The following is a 21,702-nucleotide window of genomic DNA, read 5'->3' as shown; positions in this document are numbered from 1 at the left end:
CTCCGGTTCGGTGGCCGAGAGAAACCGCCGTATCATACTGATTGCTCCCGTCTCTTCCCGCCGAGCGCAGTCAAGGGGGTTCGCTTGGCGGGAAAAAGGGAGAGTAACCAGTATCAGTCTGCCGCCGCGGCGGTGTCGCTTTTTTCCGTTCCGGCCCGACCGTTCAGATACGCGTCAAGCGTCGTGAGTTCGCCGGTGCCGATCCCGAACGCCTCGATATCGTTGTCGTCGGTGACGTTGTCGAACTGCAGCGAGCGGTACTGGTCTTTCCCCATCGGGAAGCCTGGGAGCACGTCGCCGATAGAGAGGCCGATCTTCGCGAGCGCCATCGGAAGCGGGACAACCGTGGTCGACCGTCCGTCTGAGCTGTGGATCAGCCGGGCGATCTCGGCGAGGCTGAGCTGATCCGGCCCGCCGATCTCGTAGATCTCGCCGACGTGGTCCTCCGCTTCGATGGCATCCGCGAGCATCGGGACTAAGTCGCCGACCCAGATGGGCTGGAACCGGTTTCGGCCACCGCCGGGGAGGAGACTGACGTAGGGGGGCGCGAGCAGTTTCGTGAAGGAAACGAACTCGCCGCCGTCGCCGAACACGACCGAGGGGCGGAAGATCGTGTAGTCCAGGACCGAGTCGGTGACGATCTCCTCGGCTTCGCCCTTCGCGCGGATGTACGCCGTCGGGCCGTCGGGATCGGCGCCGAGTGCACTCATCTGGACGAACCGGTCGACGTCGTGCTTCTCCGCCGCGCGCACGACGTTTTCGGTGCCGCGTCTGTGGACTTTGTCGTGCATCTCGTCGCCGCCGCTCGGCTTGAAAAGCGGCGAGAGCGCGACGAGGTTGTAGACGGCCTCTTTGCCCTCGAAGGCACCCTTGATCGTGTCGTACTTCCTGATGTTTCCCATCACCTTGTTGACGCCTTTCGGCAACTCGTCGCTGCTGGGACTGCGCGAAAGCGCCGTCACATCGTGGTCCCGGTCGAGCAGTTCCCGGCAGAGCGTGCTGCCGATGAAGCCGCTGCCGCCGACGATTAGTACTTTCATACCCGTGATAACTCTCCGGGTGGATGTAAAGGTAATTGCCGGGGTCCGATCAGCGTCGAACCCGGGACCCAATGGGTTTTAACGAGCGTGCCCGCCACGTCGAACTATGCTCATCACGCTGGAGGGACTCGACGGGAGCGGCAAAACCACCGTCTGGGAGTCGCTCCGGGAGGGACGGCCCGACGCGGTGTTCACCTGCGAACCGACCGAGTCGTGGTACGGCGACAGCGTCACGCGATCGATGCAGGACGACGACGCCGACCCGCTGGCGGAACTGTTTCTGTTCACCGCCGATCACGCCGACCACCTCTCGCGGGTCGTCCGCCCCGCGTTAGCCGACGGCCAGGTCGTGATCTCCGATCGGTACACCGACTCGCGGTTCGCCTACCAGGCGGCGTCGCTCGCAGATTCGCCTCTTGCCGACGAACTTGACCCGCTCGAATACATTCAGTCGATCCACGCGCCCTTCACCCGCCCGCCGGACGCGACAATCTATCTCGATATCGATCCCGAGACGGGGGCCGAGCGAGCGGGCGCGACCAACAAGTTCGAGCGGGCCTCGTACCTCGAAGCAGTAGGAGAAAACTACGAACGCCTGATCGAGGCCGACCCCGAGCGGTTCGTCCGGGTCGATGCCGCCCGGTCGCCATCGGCGGTCGCCGAGACTGTCGAGCGACGCGTCGACGAACTGATCGACGACGAGCGATCGTAGTCCTCTACGATTGCGACGACGCCCTACTGCCGGTCGGGAAGGTCGTACTCCTCGGGAGCCGGGACGTAGAGCGTATCGATCGTGAATCCGAGCGCCAGCGGAATGCCGATGGCGGCGCCGAGCAGCGCCGTCGCGCCGAGATTCAACCCGGCGCCGATCGGGAAGACGCCGAAGAACACGAGCGTCGTCACGAGCAACACCACGGGGATGAGCACGAGCGAGTAGATCACGTACCCCCAGCGCGTCTGCAGGCGGAGGCGGAAGAACCGGGTCAACACCGCCGCAAAGAGCGTGTGAAGGGCAAGCACCGCCCCGAAGAGGACGAGTCCGAGGACCGAAACCATACCGGGGATAGACAGGCAGAGAACTTTACGCGTTCGGCTCCCGGTCTCGGGGCTCCATTGCAGTCTGCGGTGCTGCCGGTTCACCCGACCGGCGGTAGTTAATCGTCCATCGAGATGTAGGTCTTGGTGTCGGTAACGCCCGCCAACCCCTGAATCCCGCTTGCCGAGGCATCGAGAATCTCGTACACCGCATCCGCACTCACCTCGGCGATGAGATCGTAGGCCCCCGCGACGACGTGTGCCTCGGTCACGTTCGCGAGCCCGCGGACGTCGTCGAGGACCCGTTCGGACTCCCCTGCGCCGGTCTTTACCAGTATGAACGCGTCGACCATACAGTCGCGGTACGTGATACCTTCCCATAGAGTTTGTGCCGTCGGTGGAATCCCGACCGGTCGTTCCGGAGAAACATTATTCACGCCCGGCGGCGTACGTCGTTGTATGCGGTTCGTTATCATTGGTGCAGGTCGTGTCGGACTCCGGACCGCCCGGGTCCTCAGAGACGAGGGACACGCCATCACGCTCGTCGAGCGGGACCGCGACAACGCCGAGCGCGCCCGCGATCTGGGGTTCGACGTCGTCGAGGGCGACGGCTCCCGCGAGTCGGTGCTCTTCGAGGCCGGCATCGAGGACGCCGACGGTCTCGGCGCGCTGACGAGCGACCTGAACGTCAACTTCGCGGCGTGTTCGATCGCGAAACACCACCGCACGTGGACGGTCCTCCGGGTCGACGAGGACTACCGCGAGGAGGTCTACCGCGAGTACGCCGACGAGGTCGACGAGGTCGTCTACCCCGAACGCCTCGGTGCGATCGGCGCGAAGAACGCGCTGCTCGGCGGGTCAGTACGGGCGATCGCCGACGTCGCCCAGCACATTCAGGTGGTCCTGATGACGGTCACCGAGGACTCGCCGATGCTGGGCTACACGATCGAGGAGGTAGCGTTACCCGCGAGTGCCCGCGTTCTCGCGTTCGGGAAGGCCGACAATCCGATGGGGTTGCCACTCTCGGACGACTCCTTGGAGGTCGGCGATCGGCTGGCCGTCATTGCGGACTTCGACGTTTTAGAGGAGGTCAGACAGCTGATCGTCGGTGAGACGCTCTCGCCCGAAGGAGGGACGGCCTGATGGTCACCGCCTACGTGATGGTGAAGGCGGCAACCGGGGAGGTCGACCGGCTGAAATCGGAGATGTCGGAGATCGACGGCGGCATCGAGAGCGTCAGCGTCGTCGCCGGCGACGTCGACTACATCGTCAAAGTCAACGTCGGGGGCCCGAGCGACGTGAAGTCGGTCGCGACGTCGATCCACGAACTGAGGGGGATCGAGGACACCCAGACGTACATCGCGATGGAGTAGCGCCCCGCCGTCGACTGGAGCCGCTCATAATGGGTACTCTCACGTTTTCCCGCCTAGCGCCGTCAACGGGGGTGGCGCTCGGCGGGAAGAGACGAACGTAATCAGTATCAAAGCGGCGTACCGCCCGGACTCCCGCCCGCAGCGTCGGCCGCCTGTTCGATCAGCCCCGTCACTGGCTCCGTGTACTGGTAGCCGGGGATCACCCCCTGCACGTACGTCCCTTCGACGTACTCGACGGCCGCGACGGCATCATCGACTGCGCGTCGTGCGTCGAGACCAGTGAGCGTGATCCGGACGATCACCGAGTCCGCCGCCCGATCGACGTCGACGGCCGGATCCGAGCCAGCGACCGCGCTGTCGACGTCCTCGGTCCGGAGCGCGAAGGTGTCGAACCAGCCGTCCTCGACGACGGGCGCGACCCGGTCTTCCGTCACAGCATCGAGAGTCGGAACCCGGACAGTCAGCGAAACGACTGCGGCGCTTTCGTCGCTCCCGAGTTCGATCTCCCCCTCGAAGGCTGTCGTCGTCACCGCGTAGTGATCCTCCCGGCGCTCGATCGAGTCGTGGCTCCCGGCGGCGCGTTCAGCGCGCGCGAGTGCGTCGTCCCCGTCGCTTTCAGTCATCGTCTGCAACAGACGCCGCGACGACAAAAGGGTCCCGCGTCCGGGCCCCGCCCGGTCCGGTCGGAGGCAGCGGTCGAAAAAGCCGCCTGGAGATTGTCGCGTCCTCACAGGAGATATTCGCATCACGGCGTCGTAGACGTATCAACCAGCTAATCGTCGTTTCCGAGTGCGGCACGTTTAAGTGTCTACCAGCCGTTCGCTAAAACGACGCTTCGTCTGGAGGGCCGAAGCGTCAGCGGGGACCAATTCAGGGCGGCAGCGGCCGTCCGGGCTGTTCCCGGACGGCTGCTCCCTTTTCGAGGAACTACCGACGGAGAGTCGTCAGTCTCGTTCGGTCTGCTGCCACCGGCCCCGCGACGAGACGACAACAACCCGTAGCGGCGCGTGAGCCGACCGACTGTAGCCTCTGCTGGAGGGAGTTCGACACGTCCCCACTTCGAGCGATTGAAGTACTCACCCGGCCAGTTACCCCGTATGCAGGACCAAGGACGTTCCAAGCGGAAGCGAACCGGCGGTCGACGCCGACGCTCGCACGACAAAAAGCGCCACCAGCTGGGCCGGCAGCCCGCCGAGACGACCGTCGGCGAGCCGCGGTTCCAGGTCATCGATGCTCGCGGCGACGACCACAAGATCCGGGCACTCTCGGCGAACGTGGCGCAGGTCGCCATCGACGGCGAGGTGACCGAAGCCTCGATCGAGAACGTCGTCGAGAACCCGGCCAACGTCAACTACGCCCGGCGGAACATCATCACCAAGGGTGCGATCATCGAGACGGACGAAGGGCGCGCCCGCGTGACCTCCCGACCGGGCCAGACGGGACAGGTCAACGCCGTTCTGGTCGAAGAATAGCGTCGGTCGGACGGCGACGTCAGGGCGACGGCGCGGCTTTCTGGAGCGCGGTCTCGGCGATGTTGCCCCCGTAGTCGGCACTCCGCGAGACCGAGTCGACGATCAGCCCCAGCAGCTGCGCCCGTGCCGGATCCAGTTCCTGCAGCAGTTCGTCCACGTCGCGCGCCCGTTTGTCGATCCCCTGCACCGACTCCCGGGCGTCGTTCGCGAGCTCCGTCGCCTCGGCGCTATCCTCGGTGAAGAGCGCGTTCATTCCGTCGTCGATAATGGAGTGTGACTCCTCGCGGAGCTTCGTGAGCGCCTCGACGACCTCCTCGGGGATCGGCTGCTCGAACTCCAGGGTGAGGTGTGCGATCTTCGTCGCGTGGTCGGCGATCCGTTCGAGCTGACGGGCCGCCGACTGGTAATCGAAACAGACCTCCCGAGTGACGCCGAGTTCCTCGGCGGCCTTCGGCGTCCGGAGCGTCGATCGGAAGATGCGCGAGACCACCATCCACAGCCGGTCGACGTCGTCGTCGCGCTGGATCACGTCGCGGGCCATCTCCTCGTCCAGTTCCGCGAGCGCGTCGACGGCGTCGGAAAGCATCGAAAGCGAGATGAGCCGCATCCGCCTGACTGCGGTGTGGATCGAAAGCTCCGCCGAGTCCAAGAGATCGCGGATGACCACTTCGTCTCTGGTCTCTTCGAGGACTTCGAGGCCGACGAGACTCTGGGTCGCTTCCCTGATCGTCTTCCGTTGACCGGTCGTGATGCGTGAACTCTGCAGAGAGATGATGTCGAAACCGCTGACGTACATCGTCATCACCGCGCGCGTGAGTTCCTCGCCCTCGAGGTCGGTCACGTCGAGCGTTCCCTCGGTGCGTTCCTCGCCGTTTGCGGGCGCCAGAAACAGGGAGTCACCCTCCGGATAGAACTCGACGACGCTCCCGGCCGAAACGTCGTTTTCAGTCGCCCACTCCTTCGGAATCGACACCGTATACGTCGATCCGCCGGTGACCTGCACCTTCCGGGTTTCCACCATAGCCGGCGGTTGGGAAGCTCCCAATATAAAGTTGCTCATATCTATATAGATCCGTGATCTCCTGCCATCGCTGGCGTCGGTATGGCGTCGAAGTCACGGCGGCGCGACGTCGACCCGGAAGATCTGCCCAGTCTGAACCGAGCCGAGCCGCTTCACGCCGGGATCTGTTTTCAGGGGAGAAGAACACCGGGTTCGGGGATATTTTCGCGATTTCGAGTTAAGTACACCGGACCCGGAGCGGGAACTGGACGGCTCTGCCACGGGAAACGTTACCGGGGACCTCGGACGCTCGGTAAAATATAGAACGGTATTTCATCTATATAGCCATATTAGTAGCGGTTTTATTATCCCTACGGATACGGAGAGATAATGAGTCGCGAACCCAGATGCGACCGGACTTTTTCGCGCCGCGATCTCCTCGCGGGGATCGGCGGCCTCGGCGTGCTCGGTCTTGCCGGGTGTACCCAGCGGAATCCGAATCTCGATACGGCTGCGGAACCGACAGCGGCCGGTTCGGGCGGAGGCGACAGCGGGTCGGGAACCCTCTCGGGCGTGATCGACATTGCGGGCTCTTCGACAGTGTTCCCGCTCGCGACGGCGATGTCGGAACGGTTCGAGGCGAAACACTCCGAGGTGGACACCAGCCTCCAGTCGACAGGCTCCGGCGGGGGCTTCGCGAACTACTTCTGTACGGGGGGGACCGACTTCAACAACGCCTCCCGGCCGATTCAGCCGGAGGAAGAAGAGCAGTGTGCCGACACGGGCGTCGAACCGGTCGAACTGAAGGTCGCGACCGACGCACTGACCGTCGTCGTCAACAACGACAACGACTTCATCGGCGAGGGGCTGACCGTCGAGCAACTCCGGCAGATCTGGTCGGCCGAGTCGGCCCCGGAGACGTGGGCCGACGTCAACGACGAGTGGCCCGACGAACCGCTGGAACTGTACGGCCCCTCCGACGCGTCGGGAACGTACGACTACTTCAACGAGGCCGTGATCGGCGAGGAGGGACCGGGCCACAGGCAGGATTACTCGCCGACAGAGCAGGACCGGACCATCCTGCGGGGGGTCGCCGGCTCGACGTATGCGATGGGCTATCTGGGCTTTGCGTACTACAGCCAGAACGACGAGACCGTTCAGGCGGTCCCGATCAGCGAGGGCGACGGCGACTACGTCGAGCCGTCGCTGGAGACCGCCCTCGAAGGGGAGTATACGCCGCTCTCGCGACCGCTTTTCACGTATCCGAAGGTTTCTGCGCTCCGGAAGGAGCACGTCGAGGCGTTCGCCCGGTTCTGGATCGACAACGCGACCAGCCGGGAGATCGTCGCCGACGAAGTCGGCTACGTCCCGCTGAGCGAGGCCGAACGGGAACAGATGTTGGGGCGGATCTATGCGGCTGTCGAGGGGCTGTCGGACGATGACTGACTGCATCCACGGCTGTCAGGCGATGACTGACCGCAGCCACGGCCGTCGGACGACGGCTGACTGCATTCACGGCTGGATGGGCGCTCCCACGGAGGCACATAGATGAGCACGGACGAGTTGGAGACGGACATCACGACGCAGACGGCGAACGCGCCGAGAGAACTCCTGACGCGGACGTTCTTCTTTCTGTGCGCCGCGCTTTCGATCGTCACGACGGTCAGCATCGTCGTCCTCCTCGTCTCGGAGGCGTCGAAGTTCTTCACGGTCACGGCGCCGCTCTTCGGCGTCACCGGGGAGACGGCGTCGCTCGTCGACTTCCTCACCGGCACGACCTGGGAGATAACGAGCGGCGAGTTCGGCGTCCTCGCGCTCGTGTCGGCGACGGTGATGGTCACGATAGGCTCGGCGGTGATCGCGATCCCGCTCGGCGTCGCGACCGCGATCTACCTCAGCGAGTACGCCACCCCGAGAGCGCGGTCGGTGCTGAAGCCGGCCTTGGAGATCCTCGCGGGCGTCCCGACGGTCGTCTACGGCTTTTTCGCACTCATCTACATCACGCCCGCGCTGTCGGTCGTCTTCCCGTCGATCGGGACGTTCAACATGCTCTCTGCGAGCATCGTCGTCGGGATTATGATCGTCCCGATGGTCGCCTCGATCAGCGAGGACGCGATGTCGGCCGTGCCCGACGACCTCCGGCAGGCGGGCTACGGGATGGGGGCGACGAAGTTCGACGTCGCGACCGGGATCGTCGTCCCCGCGGCGCTGTCGGGGATCTTCTCCTCGTTCATCCTCGCGCTCTCGCGGGCGATCGGCGAGACGATGGCCGTGACCATCGCCGCCGGGTCGCGCGCGCAGTTCCTCAACCCGGTCAACCCCGCGTCGTTCCTGGACGGGTCGCTGCCGATGACGGCCGCGATGGTCCAGTTGCTCCTCGGCGACATCACCGGGGGCGGGCTGGCCTACCGCAGCCTGTTCGCCATCGGCCTCGTCCTGTTCGTGATCACGCTGATAATGAACGCCATCAGCGACCTCGTCGCACAGCGATATCGGGAGGAGTACTGAGATGGCTGCCGGAACCGACACCATCGAGAGTTTCGGACAGGTGAGTCGGGTCGCGGACACCGTCTTCCGCTATCTGCTCTTCGCGGCGACGATGGTCGGCATCGTCACGCTCGCGATCCTCATCGTCTACGTCGCCAACGACGCGGTCCGGCCGCTGACAGCGGACCCCGGCTGGCATCTGACTTTCTTCCTCACGCTCGTCGCGCCGGCGCTGCTCGTCGGCTGGATGGTCCGCCGTCGTGACCCCGGCGCGCTCACGTTCGGCGCCCTGTTCGTCGGGATGCTGGTGGTCTCGCTGATGTTCAGCGGCGGCGTCGCGCTCCTCCTGATCGACGTCGTGTTCCCGATCGACGCCGTCGCCGTCGCGCTCGGAGTCGGCGTCCCAGCCGCGGTCGCGGTCGTGCTCACCCGGTACGCCCACCGGATTTCCTTCACCGCGCGACTGCTCGCGACGACAGCCGCGTTCTACCTCTCGCTTTTCGGCCTGCCGGGCCCCGTCGGCAACACCCTCGGCGTCCCGCAGTTACTTCCGAGTCTGGTCCGGTTCGTCCGGTTTTACCCCGTGATCCCGCTCGATTGGATGCTCGTCGTCGCCGTCGTCGGCGTGGGCTCCGCCGCCGCAGTCGGTTCGTTCGTGGCCGGAGTCCAGAACCGAAAGGCAGGACTGATCGCGGGCGGCGCGGCGCTCCTCGGAGCCGTCGCTGCGGGCCTCGGCGGCCCGTTCGTCGGCGTCGATCCGGTCCCGGCGGTCGTGATCACCGGCGTCGCGTTCGTGCCCACCGTGACGTACGCCTGGCGCGGGGCGACAGCCGAGGAGGGGTCGCCGCTGGGACTGGCGTTCGCCGCGACGGTCGTCGGCGGGGCACTGGTCGGCGCCGCGGCCGTCGACGCCCTCGGGTTCGCCGGGCCGCAGTCGTGGGTCGACTGGGGATTCCTGACTGGGGCCCACAGCGGCACCGCCGAGGCAGCGGGCCTGTACCCCGCCATCGGCGGTTCGATCCTCCTGATGGTGACGGTCGCGGCGCTGTCGTTCCCGCTGGGCGTCGGTGCGGCGGTGTACCTGGAGGAGTACGCGCCGGACAACGCCCTGACGCGCTTCGTCGACGTCAACATCTCGAACCTCGCTGGCGTGCCGTCGGTGGTCTACGGGCTGCTGGGTCTCGGGGTGTTCGTGACGTACCTCGGGCGGTCGGCGGGGACGGTACTCGTCGGCGGCGCGACGCTCGCGCTCTTGATTCTGCCGATCGTTATCATCTCCGCGCGCGAGGCGATCCGGTCGGTCCCAGCGGATATGCGGCAGGCCTCCTACGGGATGGGCGCGACCCGGTGGCAGACCGTCAAGAACGTCGTGCTGCCGGAGGCGTTCCCGGGTATCCTGACCGGCACGATTCTCGCGCTCGGCCGCGCGATCGGCGAGACGGCGCCGCTGATTATGATCGGCGCGCCGAACGTCGTCTTCAACCTCCCGACCGGGTTCGGGTCGAAGGTGAGCGCGATGCCGCTGCAGGTGTACGCGTGGTCGACCCTCTTCGCGAGCGAGGACTTCTATACCAAGGCGGTTCCCGCCGGGGTGGTTGTCCTGCTTGCGGTGCTGCTTGCGATGAACTCCGTCGCGATCGTCCTGCGGAACCGATTCGAACGGACTGACTGACAATGAGCAAGGAAACACACGACGAGCGGACGGCACAGGAGAATCGAACGAGGGATCCGACCGACGATGGGATGTCGATCCGGACGGACGTCAGCGGGAGCGTCACCGCGAGTGAGACAGACGCCTTCCGGGACCGCCAAACGGTGGTCCGGGCGGACGACATCAGCGTCTGGTACGGCGACGATCAGGCGCTTTCGGGAATCACGATGGACATCCCCGAACAGAGCGTGACCGCGATGATCGGTCCCTCGGGCTGTGGGAAGTCGACGTTCCTCCGGTGTATCAACCGGATGAACGACCTCATCGACAGCGCGCGCGTAGAGGGCGACCTCTATCTCCGCGGGAAGAACGTCTACGACGACGACGTCGACCCGGTGGCGCTCCGGCGGCGCGTCGGGATGGTGTTCCAGGAGCCGAACCCGTTCCCGAAGAGCATCTACGACAACGTCGCCTACGGGCTGAAGATCCAGGACAAGCCCGGCGACTACGACGAGATGGTCGAGGAGTCGCTCAAGCGCGCCGCGCTGTGGGACGAGGTCAACGACCGCCTCGACGAATCGGGGCTGGAACTGTCCGGCGGCCAGCAGCAGCGGCTCTGCATCGCACGAGCGATCGCGCCCGATCCGGAGGTGCTCCTGATGGACGAACCAGCCTCCGCGCTGGATCCGGTCGCGACCTCCCAGATCGAGGATCTGATCGAGGAACTGGCCGAAGACTACACCGTCGTCATCGTCACGCACAACATGCAGCAGGCCGCCCGCATCTCGGATCAGACGGCGGTGTTTCTCACCGGCGGCGAACTCGTCGAGTTCGACGACACCGGAAAGATTTTCGAGAACCCCGAGAGCGGTCGAGTCGAAGACTACATCACCGGAAAGTTCGGGTGATCGATGGATGGGCATCCATTCATCGCCGTCGACGTCAGCCGATAAGCCGGCCTCGACAGCCTTAAACCGCAATCGAGTGATCCGATAGTTATGCCCAGAGAGGAGTATCAGGAGTCGCTCGCGAGCCTCCGAGACGACGTTCTCTATATGAGCGAGGTCGTCGCCGAACGGCTCCGCTTGGGCCTCGACGCGCTCGAACAGAAGGACAGCGAGGTCGCCCGAGAGGTCGTCGAGGGCGACGACGAGGTCAATCAGATGTACCTCGATCTCGAAGCCGAGTGCGTCGACCTGATCGCGCTGCAGCAACCGGTCGCCTCCGACCTCCGCTTTATTGCGGCGTCGTTCAAACTCATCACCGATCTCGAACGCATCGGCGACCTCGCGGTGAACCTCGCACAGTACGCCGAGGACGCCGACCGCGACGTCTTCCCGGAGGTCGACGTCCAGCAGATCGGCGTCGAGACCCTGGAGATGCTCGAGGCCGCGATGGCCGCCTACGCCGACGAGGACGTGGAAGCGTGCTATGCGGTCGCCGAACACGACGACGAGGTCGACGCGATGTGTGAGGCCGCGAGCGCGACGGTCGTCCGCGACCTCATCGAGAGCGACCCCTTCGGCGAGCGGACCGCCGACGCGGAAGCGTATATGGGCGACATCTCCCGGCTTCTGCTCACGATCCGCGATCTCGAACGCGTCGGCGACCACGCGGTCAACATCGCCGCGCGGACGCTGTACATGATCGAAGACGACGCCGAACTCCTGTATTGATAGTGTCTACTCTCGTCTCTTACCGCCGGGTGCCGCCAACGGGGGTGGCGCCCGGCGGTAAACAGTGAGAGTAAACACTATGAGGCCGTCGGAGAGTCCGTCAGAAGGAGGTAGTTTCACCAAAGGCTTAGGACGACTTAGCCGTCCGGAGAGTGCGGCCCGTAGGGGCTCATCGTCAGTACTGCACCGAGTAGCCTCGCTCAATCCCGCTTTTCGCTGTCATCCAGCAGGGACGAGGTGATGAGTCGCTTGATTCCACGTCGAAGGAGACCGCTGGCTGCAGGTTGTGAGATATCCAATTCAGCGGCGAGTTCGCCGAGCGTTGCGTTCCGTGGTTCCTCGAAGTACCCTGTCTCGAATGCGACGAGGAGTGCTTCCCGTTGGCTATCGGTCAACCCAGCGTCCGTATTGCCCAGGCCGTCGTATTCGTTGACGCGCAGTAAGTCGATATCGATGTCGTTCTGTTGTGCGTAGTCCCAGAGGTGGACCAGATCCGTTCGTTCGGGCATCCATATCGTCAGGATCCAGGCACTCTCGTCGTTCTTCATATCGAGGATGACACCGTTCGCGGCCGAAACCACCGGTGAGAGGACCTTCGCTTCGTCCGTATACTCGAAGCTGTAGATCGCCTCCTCGTCTCTGGTCTCGATGATTCGTTCGAATGCACCGACGGTCCGATCGTTCCGTAATCCGTCTTCGAACCGGTCGAAATCAGCCGATTCGATACGATAGAAGAACTTTCCCGACGTTGGGTCAGTTCCGGCCTCCGAGACCGACGTGACCTTCGAACTTCGGTCGTGAGTAACGGCCCCTGTGAGCACTATATCCGGATGTTTGGCTCGGACGACCGCTTTAATATCGCTCATTGTTCTGTCGGGTAGTAGTGTTCGTGTAGGAAATCATCCAGTCGGGCGTTGTGGGGGTGAGACTCCAGGTTGCGATACTTGCTACCGTGGTCGTACTGTGGCCGTGTGGCGGCTTAACCGAGTCGGTTGGTCTTAGAATGGGCACGCGAGTCGCGTCCTGCTCTGCCGAGACCGTCACCGCCCGCCTCCGGAGCAACGGCTCTCATACTGATGACTCTCGGCTCTTCCCCACGAGCCCAACCCCCTTTGACGGCGCTCGGGGGGAAAGAGTGAGAGTGATCAGTATCACTCGTCCATATCGTCCCTGGCGTGAATCTTGGCCTGTTCGCGAGCGCTGGGATTGACCGACTCTTTGAACGGAACCGTCGCCACCGTCGCGTATACGGGTTCTCCGGGTTCCTCAGCGTACTCGTCCGGGAGGTGTACCTCGAACTCCACGTCGACATCCGCGTCGTATATCGAGTCGTCGAGCGGAACGTCGGTCGCGGCCTGCAGTTTCGCCGCTGGCACGTATCCGAGCCCGATGTTGGTCTCGAGCTCCGGATTCCACCACGCCGACGTCAGGTAGCCACATTCCTCGCCGGTCTCCGGGTCCGAGACGAGCCAGAAGTCCGGTGGGTAGTCCCGGATCGGTTCGCCGGCTATCTTCAGGCCGACCAGTTTGTGCGTGAACGGGAACTCACCGTTCTCGATGGCCTCCTTCTGGCGTTCCAGTTCCGCTTTGCCGACGTACTCGGCGTCCTTGTCGTCGGGAACCTGATAGCCGAGATTGACCTGGAACGGCGACGTCTCGTGGTCCATGTCCTGCCCCAACGACAGGATTCCGGCAGCGATACGTCGTTGATGGGATATCGCTGTCGCGGCACCGCCGTGGGCTTTGACCGTTTCGAGTACCGGATTCCACACTGCTTCGGCGTTCTTCGACGCCTCGCGGACGTATATCTCGAACCCTGCCTCTCCGGAGAAGCCCGTCTGACTCACCAACACCGGGACACCGGCGACCGTCGCTTCCAGCAGTCCGTAGTACGGAACGTCCTCGACCGCGTCACCGATGAGCGACTCCATCACGTCGAGCGATTTCGGACCCTGAATCTGCATCGGCGAGACGTCGATCTCGTCGATGTCGACCTCGAAGTCAGTTCCGAATGTGACCCCCTGCAGCCACTGCAGCAGGTCGGAGTCGGCGATGGAGAACCAGAACTCGTCGTCGTCGGGTCGCAACAGGACGAAGTCGTTGAGGATCCCGCCCTCTTGATTGCAGCAGATGGCGTACTTGCCTCGCATCGTCTCGATGTCGGTCGCATCCCGCGTGATGACGCAGTTGACGAACGCCTCGGCATCAGGCCCCGCGACACGAATCTGCCGCTCGACCGCGACGTCCATCAGCGTGACGTCGTTGACCAGGTGTTCGTACTCGGCTTCCAGTCCTCCCTCTTCGGGGTCGATGTACCCGCGAGGGTGGTACATATCGTTGTAGACCGTCGCCTGCCGACACCCCTCCTCGACGGAGAGGTGCCAAAACGGTGATTTCCGAATCCGGGTGGAGATCAGGAGGTCAACGTCTGCGTCGCCTGTCTGACGGAGGTTTCTGGGAACGGTCCGATTCGATTGGTCGACACTGGGGTGGTTCGGATGCTGTTGGTCTTCCGACATTAGAATCTACTTCCGCGGTCCGACCTGATGGTTGAATAGCGTCGCCCAGATACCCTCGAGCCGGCTGCTTATAAACGACGGGCCGACCCCGGCGGGGAGGTAGAATTTCGATTCAGTCGCTCTGGCTCGGTCGTCGGTGTGGTTCCGCTGTGCCATATATCGATCAGAGGACCCGTACCCGTATTGCTCTGTATCTTAAGCGTTTAACCCACTTATACCGGATTGGGGGATTTCGTGCGTTCCTGACCTCTTCGGCCCGTTACCGTAGTAGCGTTTGCGAGTCTTCGTTCACGCAATCGCACAGACAGCGTGCGCTCGGGTGAGTGACCGGTATCAAAAGATGTTCGCCTGTCGGTAGACGCTGATTCCATCTTCGGTGAGTTCGTAGGGCTTGGTCTCCCGGGAGTGGTTCGCGTCCCGGATCTTCTGAATCTCGATTGCGAGTCGCGTCTCCCGGAAGTCGTTCGGGCGAACGTACTGCAGCACGAACACCGCGTCGGCGAGGTATTCGACGATCCCGAAGCGGGAGACGTAGGAGTTCGATTTGCTCGCCTCGGACGTCAGAAGCGTGGTGATTCCGGCGTTCTTCAGCGACCGAGTGAACCCGAACACCTGGCTCCGGCGTTTCGGGGCGCTCTCGTACATCATCTCCAGCAGTGAGACGGAGTCGAGCACCAGTCGATCGGCTCCGAACTCCTCGATCAGGCCGGGCAGGTCGTTCTGAATGCTGTCGAGGCTGTTTGCCATCTCGACGGGGTCGATGTCGACGACGGCCAGTCGGTTCTCCTCGACGTACTTCTCGAAGGACCAGCCCTTCTCCTCGGCGGTTCCGACGATCCGGTCTTTGCTCTCTTCGAGGGTGATGTAGACCGCATTCTCGCCGTTTTCGAGCCCGTGGTTCAGAAACTGGAGCCCGAACGTCGTCTTCCCGGTCCCGGCGGAACCGATCGCCACCATCAGCGAGCGAATCGGGACACCGCCGAGGATCATCTGATCGAGGCCGTCGATCCCGATGTCGATCCGATCGAGATCGGAGTCGAACTCCGCCTCCTCGAAGTCCTCGGCTCCCGAATCTCCGAAGTCGGCGAAGCCGAAGTCGTCGTCGCCGCCGGAGAGATCGAACGGCTGTTCGCCTCCCGGCCCCGCGGTGTCGGCCCCGCCGGACGAGCCAACTACCGTCCGGTCGGGGTCGCCCGAGTTTCCGGGGACCCCCGGGTCCGGAGCGTCCGCGAGTGCAGAGCCGAAGTCCTCCTCGAAGGGGCTCTCGGTGTCGTCGTCGCCAGCCTCGCTACGGGCGTCCGATTCGGGCCCCTCCGCGTCGGCGCTACCGGCGTTATCCGTGGTATCGCCCCCGGCGGACGCGCCAGCGCCCCCGTCATCGGCCTCCGCGTCCGCGAATTCGCCGGCGTCTGCGGCCTCATCGCTGTCCAGTGTATCCCTGGCATCCGCAGTCGTGTCCGTGGCTCCAGATTCGTCGGTGGCTGCGGTCCCGCTGGTGGCTGCGCTCTCGTCGGTGGCTGCGCTTTCGTCGGTGGCTGCGTTCTCGCCGGCGTCTGCGGCCTCATCGCTGTCCGGTGTATCCCTGGCATCCGCAGTCGTGTCCGTGGCTCCAGATTCGTCGGTGGCTCCAGATTCGTCGGCGGCGTCGGCATCGTCTTCCTCCTGAAGCGCCCGCTCGAACCAGTCATCGTCGTCACTCACGCTTTTCACCCGCCTCTCGGTTCGAGGGACAGCACCGGCATTCGACTCCGCCCCCCCAGGCGCTTCCGGATCTGGACCATCTCCCTTGGCCTACCCGACGGGAGGCGAGGCTTTGAATGTTGCCCGTGGCGGTCAGGAGTCGCCGCGCCGTGACGGAGCCCTTTTTGCGCGGCGCGGTGAATCCGTCGACAGATGAAGGTGGCCATCGTCGCACAGTGGGGCAACGACCGGACCGCGAGCCTCGCAGAGCGGCTCAGAGACCGGCTCCGTGCCGAGGACGTCACGGTGTGGCTCGACGCGGCGACGGCTGCCGAACTCGGCGTCCCTGGCCGCTCCGTCGACGAGTTCGACGCAGCGGACCTCGTGGTGAGCATCGGCGGTGACGGAACCTTCCTCTTCGCCGCCCACGGCGCCGAGACCACGCCCATCATCGGCGTCAACCTCGGCGAGGTCGGCTTTCTCAACGCTGTCGCTCCTGACGAGGCCGTCGAGGCCGTTCTCAGGGAGGTAGAGCGCTTCCGGACCGACGGCCGGGTGCCAACGCGGACGGTGCCGCGGCTCGGGGTGCGGGGCGACGGCTGGTCACTCCCGCCCGCGATCAACGAAGTCGTGGTTCAGGGCGCCCAGCGTGGTCCCGGCGGCGGCGCGTCGATCGAGGTGCGGATCGACGACTCGACGTACGCTGACGCTCACGCCGATGGAGTGTTGATTTCGACACCGACTGGCAGCACCGCGTACAACCTCAGCGAGGACGGCCCGCTGATCCACCCGGGCGTCTCGGGGTTCGTCGTCACCGAAATGGCCGCCGGGGAGGGGATGCCCCCGCTCGTCGTCGACCGCGACGTGACGGTCTCGCTCACGGTCGAGGAAACCCCGGAGGCGGTCGTCGTCGTCGACGGTCGCATCCGCGAGTATCTGGAGCCGCCGGCGTCGATAACCGTCGAGCTCGCCGATGAGCCGGTACGGATGGCCGGCCCGGCCACCGATTTCTTCGAGGCGCTCGGCAAACTGGAGTAAGACTGTCGTACGGACCGGGGACGTGAGCTGTGATCGTCCGGGGGAACCGCACTGGTCGGGGGCTGTGGTAGCAGATCCCGGTAGCGGTATGTGTAATAATTACACGCACGTCCAGCCGAACGTATAGCAATCCACATTAACCCCGAACCCGAATCGATCGATATGACCCAGTCGTACGTGATCATCGGCGACGGTGTTGCGGGGAGCTCCGCCGCCGAGACCCTCCGCGAGGAGGAGCCCAACGCCGATATCACCGTGCTTACGGACGAGGGCGAAGCCCTGTACAACCGGATTCTGATCAAGGAGTTCGCCAAAGGCAAACTCCCGGAAGCGCCCATCTCGATCCACGAGGAATCCTGGTACGACGACCGGGACATCGACCTCCGCTTGAACACGCTCGTCGTCGATATCGACGTCGAGGGCCACACCATCGAGACGCACGAGGGCGAGGTGCTCTCGTGGGACAAACTGCTCGTCGCGATGGGTGGAACCCCGACACAGCTCCCCGTCGACAACTCCGACGCCGAGGGGGTTCATCACTTCTGGACGTTCCAGGACGCCCGCGCGATCAAATCCCACATCGAGCAGGCGGACAACTCCGTCGTCGTCGGGGCGGGCCTGCTCGGAATCGACCTCGCGGCGATCACCGCTGCACAGGGCGTCGACGGCAAGTATCTGATGCGCGGGGACTGCTGGTGGCGCTACGCGCTCTCCGAAGACGGAGCGGAGATCATCCACGAGGCGCTCCGGGAGCGCGGTGTCGACCCCGTCTTCCAGTCGGGCGTCGACCACTTCGAGGTCGACGACGACGGCCACGTGACGACCGCGGTCGACCCCAACGGCGACGAGTACGACGCGGACTTCGTCGGGATCGCGATCGGCCTGAACTTCAACACCGAAATCATACAGGACACACCGATCGAGTGCGACGACGGTATCATCGTCGACGAGTACATGCGGACGAACCACGAGGACGTGTTCGCGGCCGGAGACATCACGGAGTTCCACGACCTCATCCTCGGCGAGCGCGCGCAGAACGGCGCGTGGGGCTCCGCGAAGGAGCAAGGGTCGATCGCGGCGCAGAATATGGTCGACTACGGTTCCGAACCGTTCGAGTGGGTCTCCTCGTACTCGATTACGCACTTCGATTTCCCCTTCCTCTCCTTCGGCCACCCGACGCTCGGCGACGACGAGGCCGAAGCGAAGTACTCCGACACGGAGTGGCGTCGGCTGGCGTTCAAAGACGGCCGGATCGTCGGCGGCGTCCTCATCGGCGACCTCTCCCCGCAGTCGAAGTACAAGAAGCTGATGCGCGAGGGACGGGTCGTCGCCGACCAGAAGGACGTCCTGATGCAGGAGACCTTCGAGCTCGACGAACTCTCCCTGGAAGCCACCGAATAGCGTCGCGTCGCTCTCGGCTCGCGGCAGGGAGATCCGACTGTTCCATAGATTCCGTCTGAGAGATCCCAGCTCAGATCCGCAGGATCCCGACACCGTCTGTCGATTCGCCACAACCTTTATTTTCGACCGTGTTATTCGTTCTCGTATGTCACGATCTATTCGAAGTCCGGAGGCGCTCGACGGGGGGACGCTCGTCGATTGTCGCCCGGCGGCTATCGACCCGACCGACCGCGTCCGGGATCTCGATCAGCTGTCGGCCGACGATCGGCGCGCGTTCCTGGCGGCCGTCGACGGATCAGCGCACTCGCCCGAAATGGACGGGCTCGACAGCGGCGACGTCGTCCGATTCACCAAGTACTACCGGGTTCGCTGAGGCTGAGTCTCGATCGCGACACCGCTCTTCGATTGCGGAGCCGAGGGAGCCGGATCGGTGGGGTTTTCGGCGAGTGAGCGATCCGGACCTGTGGGAGTTCGGCGAGTGAGCGATCCGGACCTGTGGGAGTTCGGCGAGTGAGCGATCCGGACCTGTGGGAGTTCGGCGAGTGAGCGATCCGGACCGATGGGGTTTTCGGCAAGTGAGCGATACAGGCTGGTATGAGCGACGAGCCCTCTGCGTCGGGCGGCCCCGGTGGGGACGCGGATATGACGCTGGCGTTCGAGCTGGAGGCACTCCAGAGCCTCGCGGATCCGAACGCGGTGTTCAACGACGCACGCCAGTGGACCGAATACGTCGGCGTCGTCAGCGAGAAACCGACGTACGTCGTCACGAACTTCACCCGGAAACACCGAGTTCGACAGGATTTCTTTTCCGGACCGCGCGGGGTAGCAGAGAGTCTCACGAACGTCAAAGAGCAGTTCGACACCGACCGACACGTCCTCGTCGGGACGAGCGACGAGGACGCCGAAATCGCCGAGTCGGTGGGATGGGAGTATCTCCCGCTCGAAAACGCCGCCGAGGCCGCCGGCTGGGAACTGGCCGGGGAGTCGGAAGCGGCGGATCCCTTCGAGTCCGAAGAGCGCGACGACTGGCCGTAGCGGCGCCGTCGCTGTCGGCGCCGGGCCCGTCGGCGATGGGAGGGTTGTGGCGTTCCGAACCCCTTAATTCCAGCACCGCGTAGCCTGAAGTATGGAGCTACCACGCGCCGCGTATCGGGCCGCGTTCGACGACGCGCCCGACGGACTCGCGATCGTCGATCCCGAGACGGGGACGATCCGGGACTGCAACCGTCGGTATCGGGAGTTACACGGCGGCGAGGAGTGTCGCGGCCAGGACGTCACCGACCACGTGGTGCCGATCCGCGACGGGGACGGGGGGCTACTGGATCGGCTGGGCGTGGCCGCGACCGACGATGAACCCATCAACTGTCGGTTGCGGGCGGCGGAGTCGGTTCCCGTCGAGTTGCGCCCGTCGTCGATCACGGTCGAGGCGGCCGACCTGCTTCTCGTCAGGGTGACCGAGATCGAAGACGAGACCGAGGAGCGCCGGGACCGCAAGCGGAAGGCCCGCGCGATCGACGAGGCGCCGATCGGGATCACGATCACGGATCCGGCGCAGGCGGACAACCCGCTCGTGTACGTGAACGACGAGTTCGAGCGCCTGACTGGCTACTCGGCGGGAGAGGCACTGGGCCGCAACTGCCGGTTCCTCCAGGGACCGGAGACTGACCCCGCGCGGGTCGCCGAACTGCGGGAAGCGATCGACGCCGAAGAGCCTGGTACTGTCGAACTCCGCAACTACCGGAACGACGGAAGCGAATTCTGGAACCGCGTGACGATCGCACCCGTGCACGACGAGACGGGCGAGTTGGTCAACTTCGTCGGGTTTCAGGCGGACATAACGGCACAGCGCCAGGACCGAGCGGAGTTGGAACTCGCCCACGAACTACTGGAAACCGTCCCGAGCGGCGTCGCCCGCACGGATCCGTCCGCCGAAGGTGGCTTCGAGTACGTCAACCCCGCACTCGTGTCACTTCTGGGGGCGGAATCGGCCGAACAGCTGCACGAGCACAGCTTCGCCGACTTCTACGTGGACCCCAGCGAGCGAACGAAACTGCTCGAGGCGCTGTTCGAGGGAGAGACGGACCACGTCAGCCGCGAAACGCGGCTCGAAACGCTCGACGGCGACATTGCGGACGTAATTATCACAGCGTCGGTCTCCGAGGACGACTCGGGAGATCGACACGTCCACAAGATCATCCAGGACATCACCGAGCGGAAAAGCGACGAACGGGCGTTGGAGCGCTACGAGCGCCTGGTCGAGAGCCTCCCGATCGGCGTCTACCAGAACACCCCGGGATCGGACGGAACGTTTACGCTCCTGAACGACGCGATGGCCGACATCTTCGACGCCGACTCGAAGGCGGAACTCAGACAGCAGCCGGTGCGTGACCTCTACGTCGATCCCGAGGAGCGGGAGGCGTTCAGCGAGCGACTCCGCGAGGAAGGGGCGGTCACGGAGGCGGAACTCAAACTCAGGACGCTCTCCGGGGAGGAGCTTTGGGCCGCCGTCACCGCGATCGCGCGGGAAACCGAGGAGGGAACCGTTTTCGACGGCGTGCTGCAGGACATCACCAGACGCAAGGAGACCGAACAACGGCTCAAAGAGCAGCGCGACAACCTCGATATCCTGAATCAGGTGTTGCGTCACGACATTCGAAACGACCTGCAGCTGGTGACCGCGTACACCGATTTCCTGGGGGAACACGTCGACGAAGAAGGCGAAGAATACGTCGAGACGATCCGACAGAGCGCCGATCACGCGGTCGAACTAACCCGGACGGCGCGGGATATCGCCGACGTGATGCTGACCGCAGATCGGGACCGGCACCGCGTCGACCTCTGGCAGTCGCTTGAGAGCGAACTCGACGAGGTCCGCTCGAAGCACTCCGGCGCGGCCATTACAGTCACCGGGTCGGTCCCGGAGATATCGGTCGTCGCCGACGAGATGCTCGACTCCGTCTTCCGGAACCTGCTGACCAACGCGATCCAGCACAACGACTCGACGATCCCCGAAGTCGACGTCGCCGTGGAGGAACGGCCGGAGACGGCACTCATCAGCATCGCGGACAACGGGCCAGGCATCCCCGACAGACAGAAAGAGGGAGTTTTCGGGAAAGGCGAGAAGGGACTGGAAAGCTCGGGTACCGGGATCGGCCTCTATCTCGTCGAAACGTTAGTGGAGGCGTACGGGGGCGACGTGTGGGTTGAGGACAACGATCCGCGGGGAGCCGTCTTCTTCGTTGAGCTCCCGAAGGTGGAATCGGCCGATAGCTAAATACATCCCTTCGTATCTGGGCGTTTCAGGCTCTCAAAAGCGAGTCCTCGCAGGAT

Annotated in this window: 22 protein-coding genes; 14 read left to right on the top strand and 8 right to left on the bottom strand. The window is 64.4% G+C overall.

All coding sequences use genetic code 11. From position 1 onward, the window contains the following. Window positions 1–113: 113 nt before the first annotated feature. Window positions 114–1,040: a complex I NDUFA9 subunit family protein gene (locus tag RJT48_RS11470; RefSeq protein WP_311172419.1), complete on the bottom strand. Its 927-nt coding sequence runs from the start codon at window positions 1,038–1,040 to the stop codon at window positions 114–116. A gap of 106 nt (window positions 1,041–1,146) precedes the next feature. Here RJT48_RS11470 and tmk point away from each other — a divergent pair, with 106 nt between their 5' ends. Continuing rightward, a complete protein-coding gene (tmk, locus tag RJT48_RS11465; RefSeq protein WP_311172418.1) occupies window positions 1,147–1,752 on the top strand; it encodes a dTMP kinase in 606 nt (201 codons plus the stop codon). A gap of 23 nt (window positions 1,753–1,775) precedes the next feature. Here the strand turns inward: tmk and RJT48_RS11460 are convergent, their stop codons facing one another. Then, on the bottom strand, window positions 1,776–2,096 hold the full coding sequence (locus RJT48_RS11460) for a DUF7991 family protein (protein WP_311172417.1): 321 nt from the start codon (window positions 2,094–2,096) through the stop codon (window positions 1,776–1,778). Window positions 2,097–2,194: 98 nt separating this feature from the next. Next, window positions 2,195–2,428: an Lrp/AsnC ligand binding domain-containing protein gene (locus tag RJT48_RS11455; RefSeq protein WP_311172416.1), complete on the bottom strand. Its 234-nt coding sequence runs from the start codon at window positions 2,426–2,428 to the stop codon at window positions 2,195–2,197. Window positions 2,429–2,534: 106 nt separating this feature from the next. On the opposite strand from RJT48_RS11455, the gene RJT48_RS11450 reads away from it, so the two are divergent. Beyond that, window positions 2,535–3,218 (top strand): potassium channel family protein, encoded by a 684-nt coding sequence (locus RJT48_RS11450; RefSeq protein ID WP_311172415.1) that lies wholly within the window; start codon window positions 2,535–2,537, stop codon window positions 3,216–3,218. Further along, the gene (locus RJT48_RS11445) at window positions 3,218–3,448 is read left to right on the top strand and encodes an Lrp/AsnC ligand binding domain-containing protein (protein WP_311172414.1); all 231 of its coding nucleotides are present in this window, start codon (window positions 3,218–3,220) and stop codon (window positions 3,446–3,448) included. Before RJT48_RS11450 ends, RJT48_RS11445 begins: the two co-directional genes overlap by 1 nt. A 107-nt stretch (window positions 3,449–3,555) precedes the next feature. On the opposite strand, the gene RJT48_RS11440 is transcribed toward RJT48_RS11445, so the two are convergent. Further along, the gene (locus RJT48_RS11440) at window positions 3,556–4,071 is read right to left on the bottom strand and encodes a DUF5813 family protein (RefSeq protein ID WP_311172413.1); all 516 of its coding nucleotides are present in this window, start codon (window positions 4,069–4,071) and stop codon (window positions 3,556–3,558) included. Between the two features lie 474 nt (window positions 4,072–4,545). Here RJT48_RS11440 and RJT48_RS11435 point away from each other — a divergent pair, with 474 nt between their 5' ends. Further along, complete coding sequence (locus RJT48_RS11435; protein ID WP_311172412.1) at window positions 4,546–4,920, top strand: 30S ribosomal protein S8e; 375 nt, start codon at window positions 4,546–4,548, stop codon at window positions 4,918–4,920. Between the two features lie 19 nt (window positions 4,921–4,939). Here RJT48_RS11435 and RJT48_RS11430 read toward each other — a convergent pair whose 3' ends face one another. After that, on the bottom strand, window positions 4,940–5,941 hold the full coding sequence (locus RJT48_RS11430; protein WP_311172411.1) for a PhoU domain-containing protein: 1,002 nt from the start codon (window positions 5,939–5,941) through the stop codon (window positions 4,940–4,942). A 369-nt stretch (window positions 5,942–6,310) separates the two neighbouring features. On the opposite strand from RJT48_RS11430, the gene RJT48_RS11425 reads away from it, so the two are divergent. From RJT48_RS11425 to phoU, 5 genes are all read left to right on the top strand, one after another. Further along, window positions 6,311–7,366: a PstS family phosphate ABC transporter substrate-binding protein gene (locus tag RJT48_RS11425; RefSeq protein WP_311172410.1), complete on the top strand. Its 1,056-nt coding sequence runs from the start codon at window positions 6,311–6,313 to the stop codon at window positions 7,364–7,366. Window positions 7,367–7,468: 102 nt separating this feature from the next. Then, window positions 7,469–8,428, top strand: a complete 960-nt coding sequence (pstC, locus tag RJT48_RS11420; RefSeq protein WP_311172409.1) for a phosphate ABC transporter permease subunit PstC — start codon at window positions 7,469–7,471, stop codon at window positions 8,426–8,428. Window position 8,429: 1 nt separating this feature from the next. Continuing rightward, a complete protein-coding gene (gene pstA, locus RJT48_RS11415; RefSeq protein WP_311172408.1) occupies window positions 8,430–10,079 on the top strand; it encodes a phosphate ABC transporter permease PstA in 1,650 nt (549 codons plus the stop codon). Window positions 10,080–10,081: 2 nt separating this feature from the next. Then, window positions 10,082–10,966, top strand: a complete 885-nt coding sequence (gene pstB / locus RJT48_RS11410) for a phosphate ABC transporter ATP-binding protein PstB (protein WP_311172407.1) — start codon at window positions 10,082–10,084, stop codon at window positions 10,964–10,966. A gap of 90 nt (window positions 10,967–11,056) precedes the next feature. Beyond that, window positions 11,057–11,734, top strand: coding sequence for a phosphate signaling complex protein PhoU (gene phoU, locus RJT48_RS11405; protein ID WP_311172406.1), 678 nt, complete (start codon window positions 11,057–11,059; stop codon window positions 11,732–11,734). Between the two features lie 200 nt (window positions 11,735–11,934). Here the strand turns inward: phoU and RJT48_RS11400 are convergent, their stop codons facing one another. The 3 genes from RJT48_RS11400 to RJT48_RS11390 all read right to left on the bottom strand — a co-directional run bounded on the left by RJT48_RS11400 (window position 11,935) and on the right by RJT48_RS11390 (window position 15,954). Next, window positions 11,935–12,600: a helix-turn-helix domain-containing protein gene (locus tag RJT48_RS11400; RefSeq protein ID WP_311172405.1), complete on the bottom strand. Its 666-nt coding sequence runs from the start codon at window positions 12,598–12,600 to the stop codon at window positions 11,935–11,937. 285 nt (window positions 12,601–12,885) lie between these two features. Continuing rightward, window positions 12,886–14,253 (bottom strand): glycine cleavage T C-terminal barrel domain-containing protein, encoded by a 1,368-nt coding sequence (locus RJT48_RS11395; RefSeq protein WP_311172404.1) that lies wholly within the window; start codon window positions 14,251–14,253, stop codon window positions 12,886–12,888. Window positions 14,254–14,586: 333 nt separating this feature from the next. Beyond that, on the bottom strand, window positions 14,587–15,954 hold the full coding sequence (locus RJT48_RS11390; RefSeq protein ID WP_311172403.1) for a KaiC domain-containing protein: 1,368 nt from the start codon (window positions 15,952–15,954) through the stop codon (window positions 14,587–14,589). A 192-nt stretch (window positions 15,955–16,146) separates the two neighbouring features. On the opposite strand from RJT48_RS11390, the gene RJT48_RS11385 reads away from it, so the two are divergent. From RJT48_RS11385 to RJT48_RS11365, 5 genes are all read left to right on the top strand, one after another. Beyond that, window positions 16,147–16,971, top strand: coding sequence for an NAD(+)/NADH kinase (locus RJT48_RS11385; protein WP_311172402.1), 825 nt, complete (start codon window positions 16,147–16,149; stop codon window positions 16,969–16,971). Window positions 16,972–17,133: 162 nt separating this feature from the next. Next, entirely contained in the window at window positions 17,134–18,372 is a 1,239-nt protein-coding gene (locus RJT48_RS11380; RefSeq protein ID WP_311172401.1) for an NAD(P)/FAD-dependent oxidoreductase, read from the top strand. A gap of 145 nt (window positions 18,373–18,517) precedes the next feature. Beyond that, complete coding sequence (locus tag RJT48_RS11375) at window positions 18,518–18,745, top strand: DUF7979 domain-containing protein (RefSeq protein ID WP_311172400.1); 228 nt, start codon at window positions 18,518–18,520, stop codon at window positions 18,743–18,745. A gap of 269 nt (window positions 18,746–19,014) precedes the next feature. Then, window positions 19,015–19,407 (top strand): DUF7124 domain-containing protein, encoded by a 393-nt coding sequence (locus RJT48_RS11370; RefSeq protein ID WP_311172644.1) that lies wholly within the window; start codon window positions 19,015–19,017, stop codon window positions 19,405–19,407. A gap of 91 nt (window positions 19,408–19,498) precedes the next feature. Further along, entirely contained in the window at window positions 19,499–21,646 is a 2,148-nt protein-coding gene (locus RJT48_RS11365; RefSeq protein ID WP_311172399.1) for a PAS domain S-box protein, read from the top strand. Window positions 21,647–21,702 lie beyond the last annotated feature (56 nt).

The sequence above is a fragment of the Halobellus ordinarius genome (assembly GCF_031823395.1).
GTDB lineage: Archaea > Halobacteriota > Halobacteria > Halobacteriales > Haloferacaceae > Haloquadratum > Haloquadratum ordinarius.
Note: the sequence above shows the minus strand (reverse complement) of the source record. Positions and strands in the feature narration are given on the sequence as shown.

Bases quoted from the DNA above. Each gene is read 5' to 3' on its own strand.
- RJT48_RS11470 (WP_311172419.1), bottom strand. From the start codon at position 1,040: ATGAAAGTACTAATCGTCGGCGGCAGCGGCTTCATCGGCAGCACGCTC.
- tmk (WP_311172418.1), top strand. From the start codon at position 1,147: ATGCTCATCACGCTGGAGGGACTCGACGGGAGCGGCAAAACCACCGTC.
- RJT48_RS11460 (WP_311172417.1), bottom strand. From the start codon at position 2,096: ATGGTTTCGGTCCTCGGACTCGTCCTCTTCGGGGCGGTGCTTGCCCTT.
- RJT48_RS11455 (WP_311172416.1), bottom strand. From the start codon at position 2,428: ATGGTCGACGCGTTCATACTGGTAAAGACCGGCGCAGGGGAGTCCGAA.
- RJT48_RS11450 (WP_311172415.1), top strand. From the start codon at position 2,535: ATGCGGTTCGTTATCATTGGTGCAGGTCGTGTCGGACTCCGGACCGCC.
- RJT48_RS11445 (WP_311172414.1), top strand. From the start codon at position 3,218: ATGGTCACCGCCTACGTGATGGTGAAGGCGGCAACCGGGGAGGTCGAC.
- RJT48_RS11440 (WP_311172413.1), bottom strand. From the start codon at position 4,071: ATGACTGAAAGCGACGGGGACGACGCACTCGCGCGCGCTGAACGCGCC.
- RJT48_RS11435 (WP_311172412.1), top strand. From the start codon at position 4,546: ATGCAGGACCAAGGACGTTCCAAGCGGAAGCGAACCGGCGGTCGACGC.
- RJT48_RS11430 (WP_311172411.1), bottom strand. From the start codon at position 5,941: ATGGTGGAAACCCGGAAGGTGCAGGTCACCGGCGGATCGACGTATACG.
- RJT48_RS11425 (WP_311172410.1), top strand. From the start codon at position 6,311: ATGAGTCGCGAACCCAGATGCGACCGGACTTTTTCGCGCCGCGATCTC.
- pstC (WP_311172409.1), top strand. From the start codon at position 7,469: ATGAGCACGGACGAGTTGGAGACGGACATCACGACGCAGACGGCGAAC.
- pstA (WP_311172408.1), top strand. From the start codon at position 8,430: ATGGCTGCCGGAACCGACACCATCGAGAGTTTCGGACAGGTGAGTCGG.
- pstB (WP_311172407.1), top strand. From the start codon at position 10,082: ATGAGCAAGGAAACACACGACGAGCGGACGGCACAGGAGAATCGAACG.
- phoU (WP_311172406.1), top strand. From the start codon at position 11,057: ATGCCCAGAGAGGAGTATCAGGAGTCGCTCGCGAGCCTCCGAGACGAC.
- RJT48_RS11400 (WP_311172405.1), bottom strand. From the start codon at position 12,600: ATGAGCGATATTAAAGCGGTCGTCCGAGCCAAACATCCGGATATAGTG.
- RJT48_RS11395 (WP_311172404.1), bottom strand. From the start codon at position 14,253: ATGTCGGAAGACCAACAGCATCCGAACCACCCCAGTGTCGACCAATCG.
- RJT48_RS11385 (WP_311172402.1), top strand. From the start codon at position 16,147: ATGAAGGTGGCCATCGTCGCACAGTGGGGCAACGACCGGACCGCGAGC.
- RJT48_RS11380 (WP_311172401.1), top strand. From the start codon at position 17,134: ATGACCCAGTCGTACGTGATCATCGGCGACGGTGTTGCGGGGAGCTCC.
- RJT48_RS11375 (WP_311172400.1), top strand. From the start codon at position 18,518: ATGTCACGATCTATTCGAAGTCCGGAGGCGCTCGACGGGGGGACGCTC.
- RJT48_RS11370 (WP_311172644.1), top strand. From the start codon at position 19,015: ATGACGCTGGCGTTCGAGCTGGAGGCACTCCAGAGCCTCGCGGATCCG.
- RJT48_RS11365 (WP_311172399.1), top strand. From the start codon at position 19,499: ATGGAGCTACCACGCGCCGCGTATCGGGCCGCGTTCGACGACGCGCCC.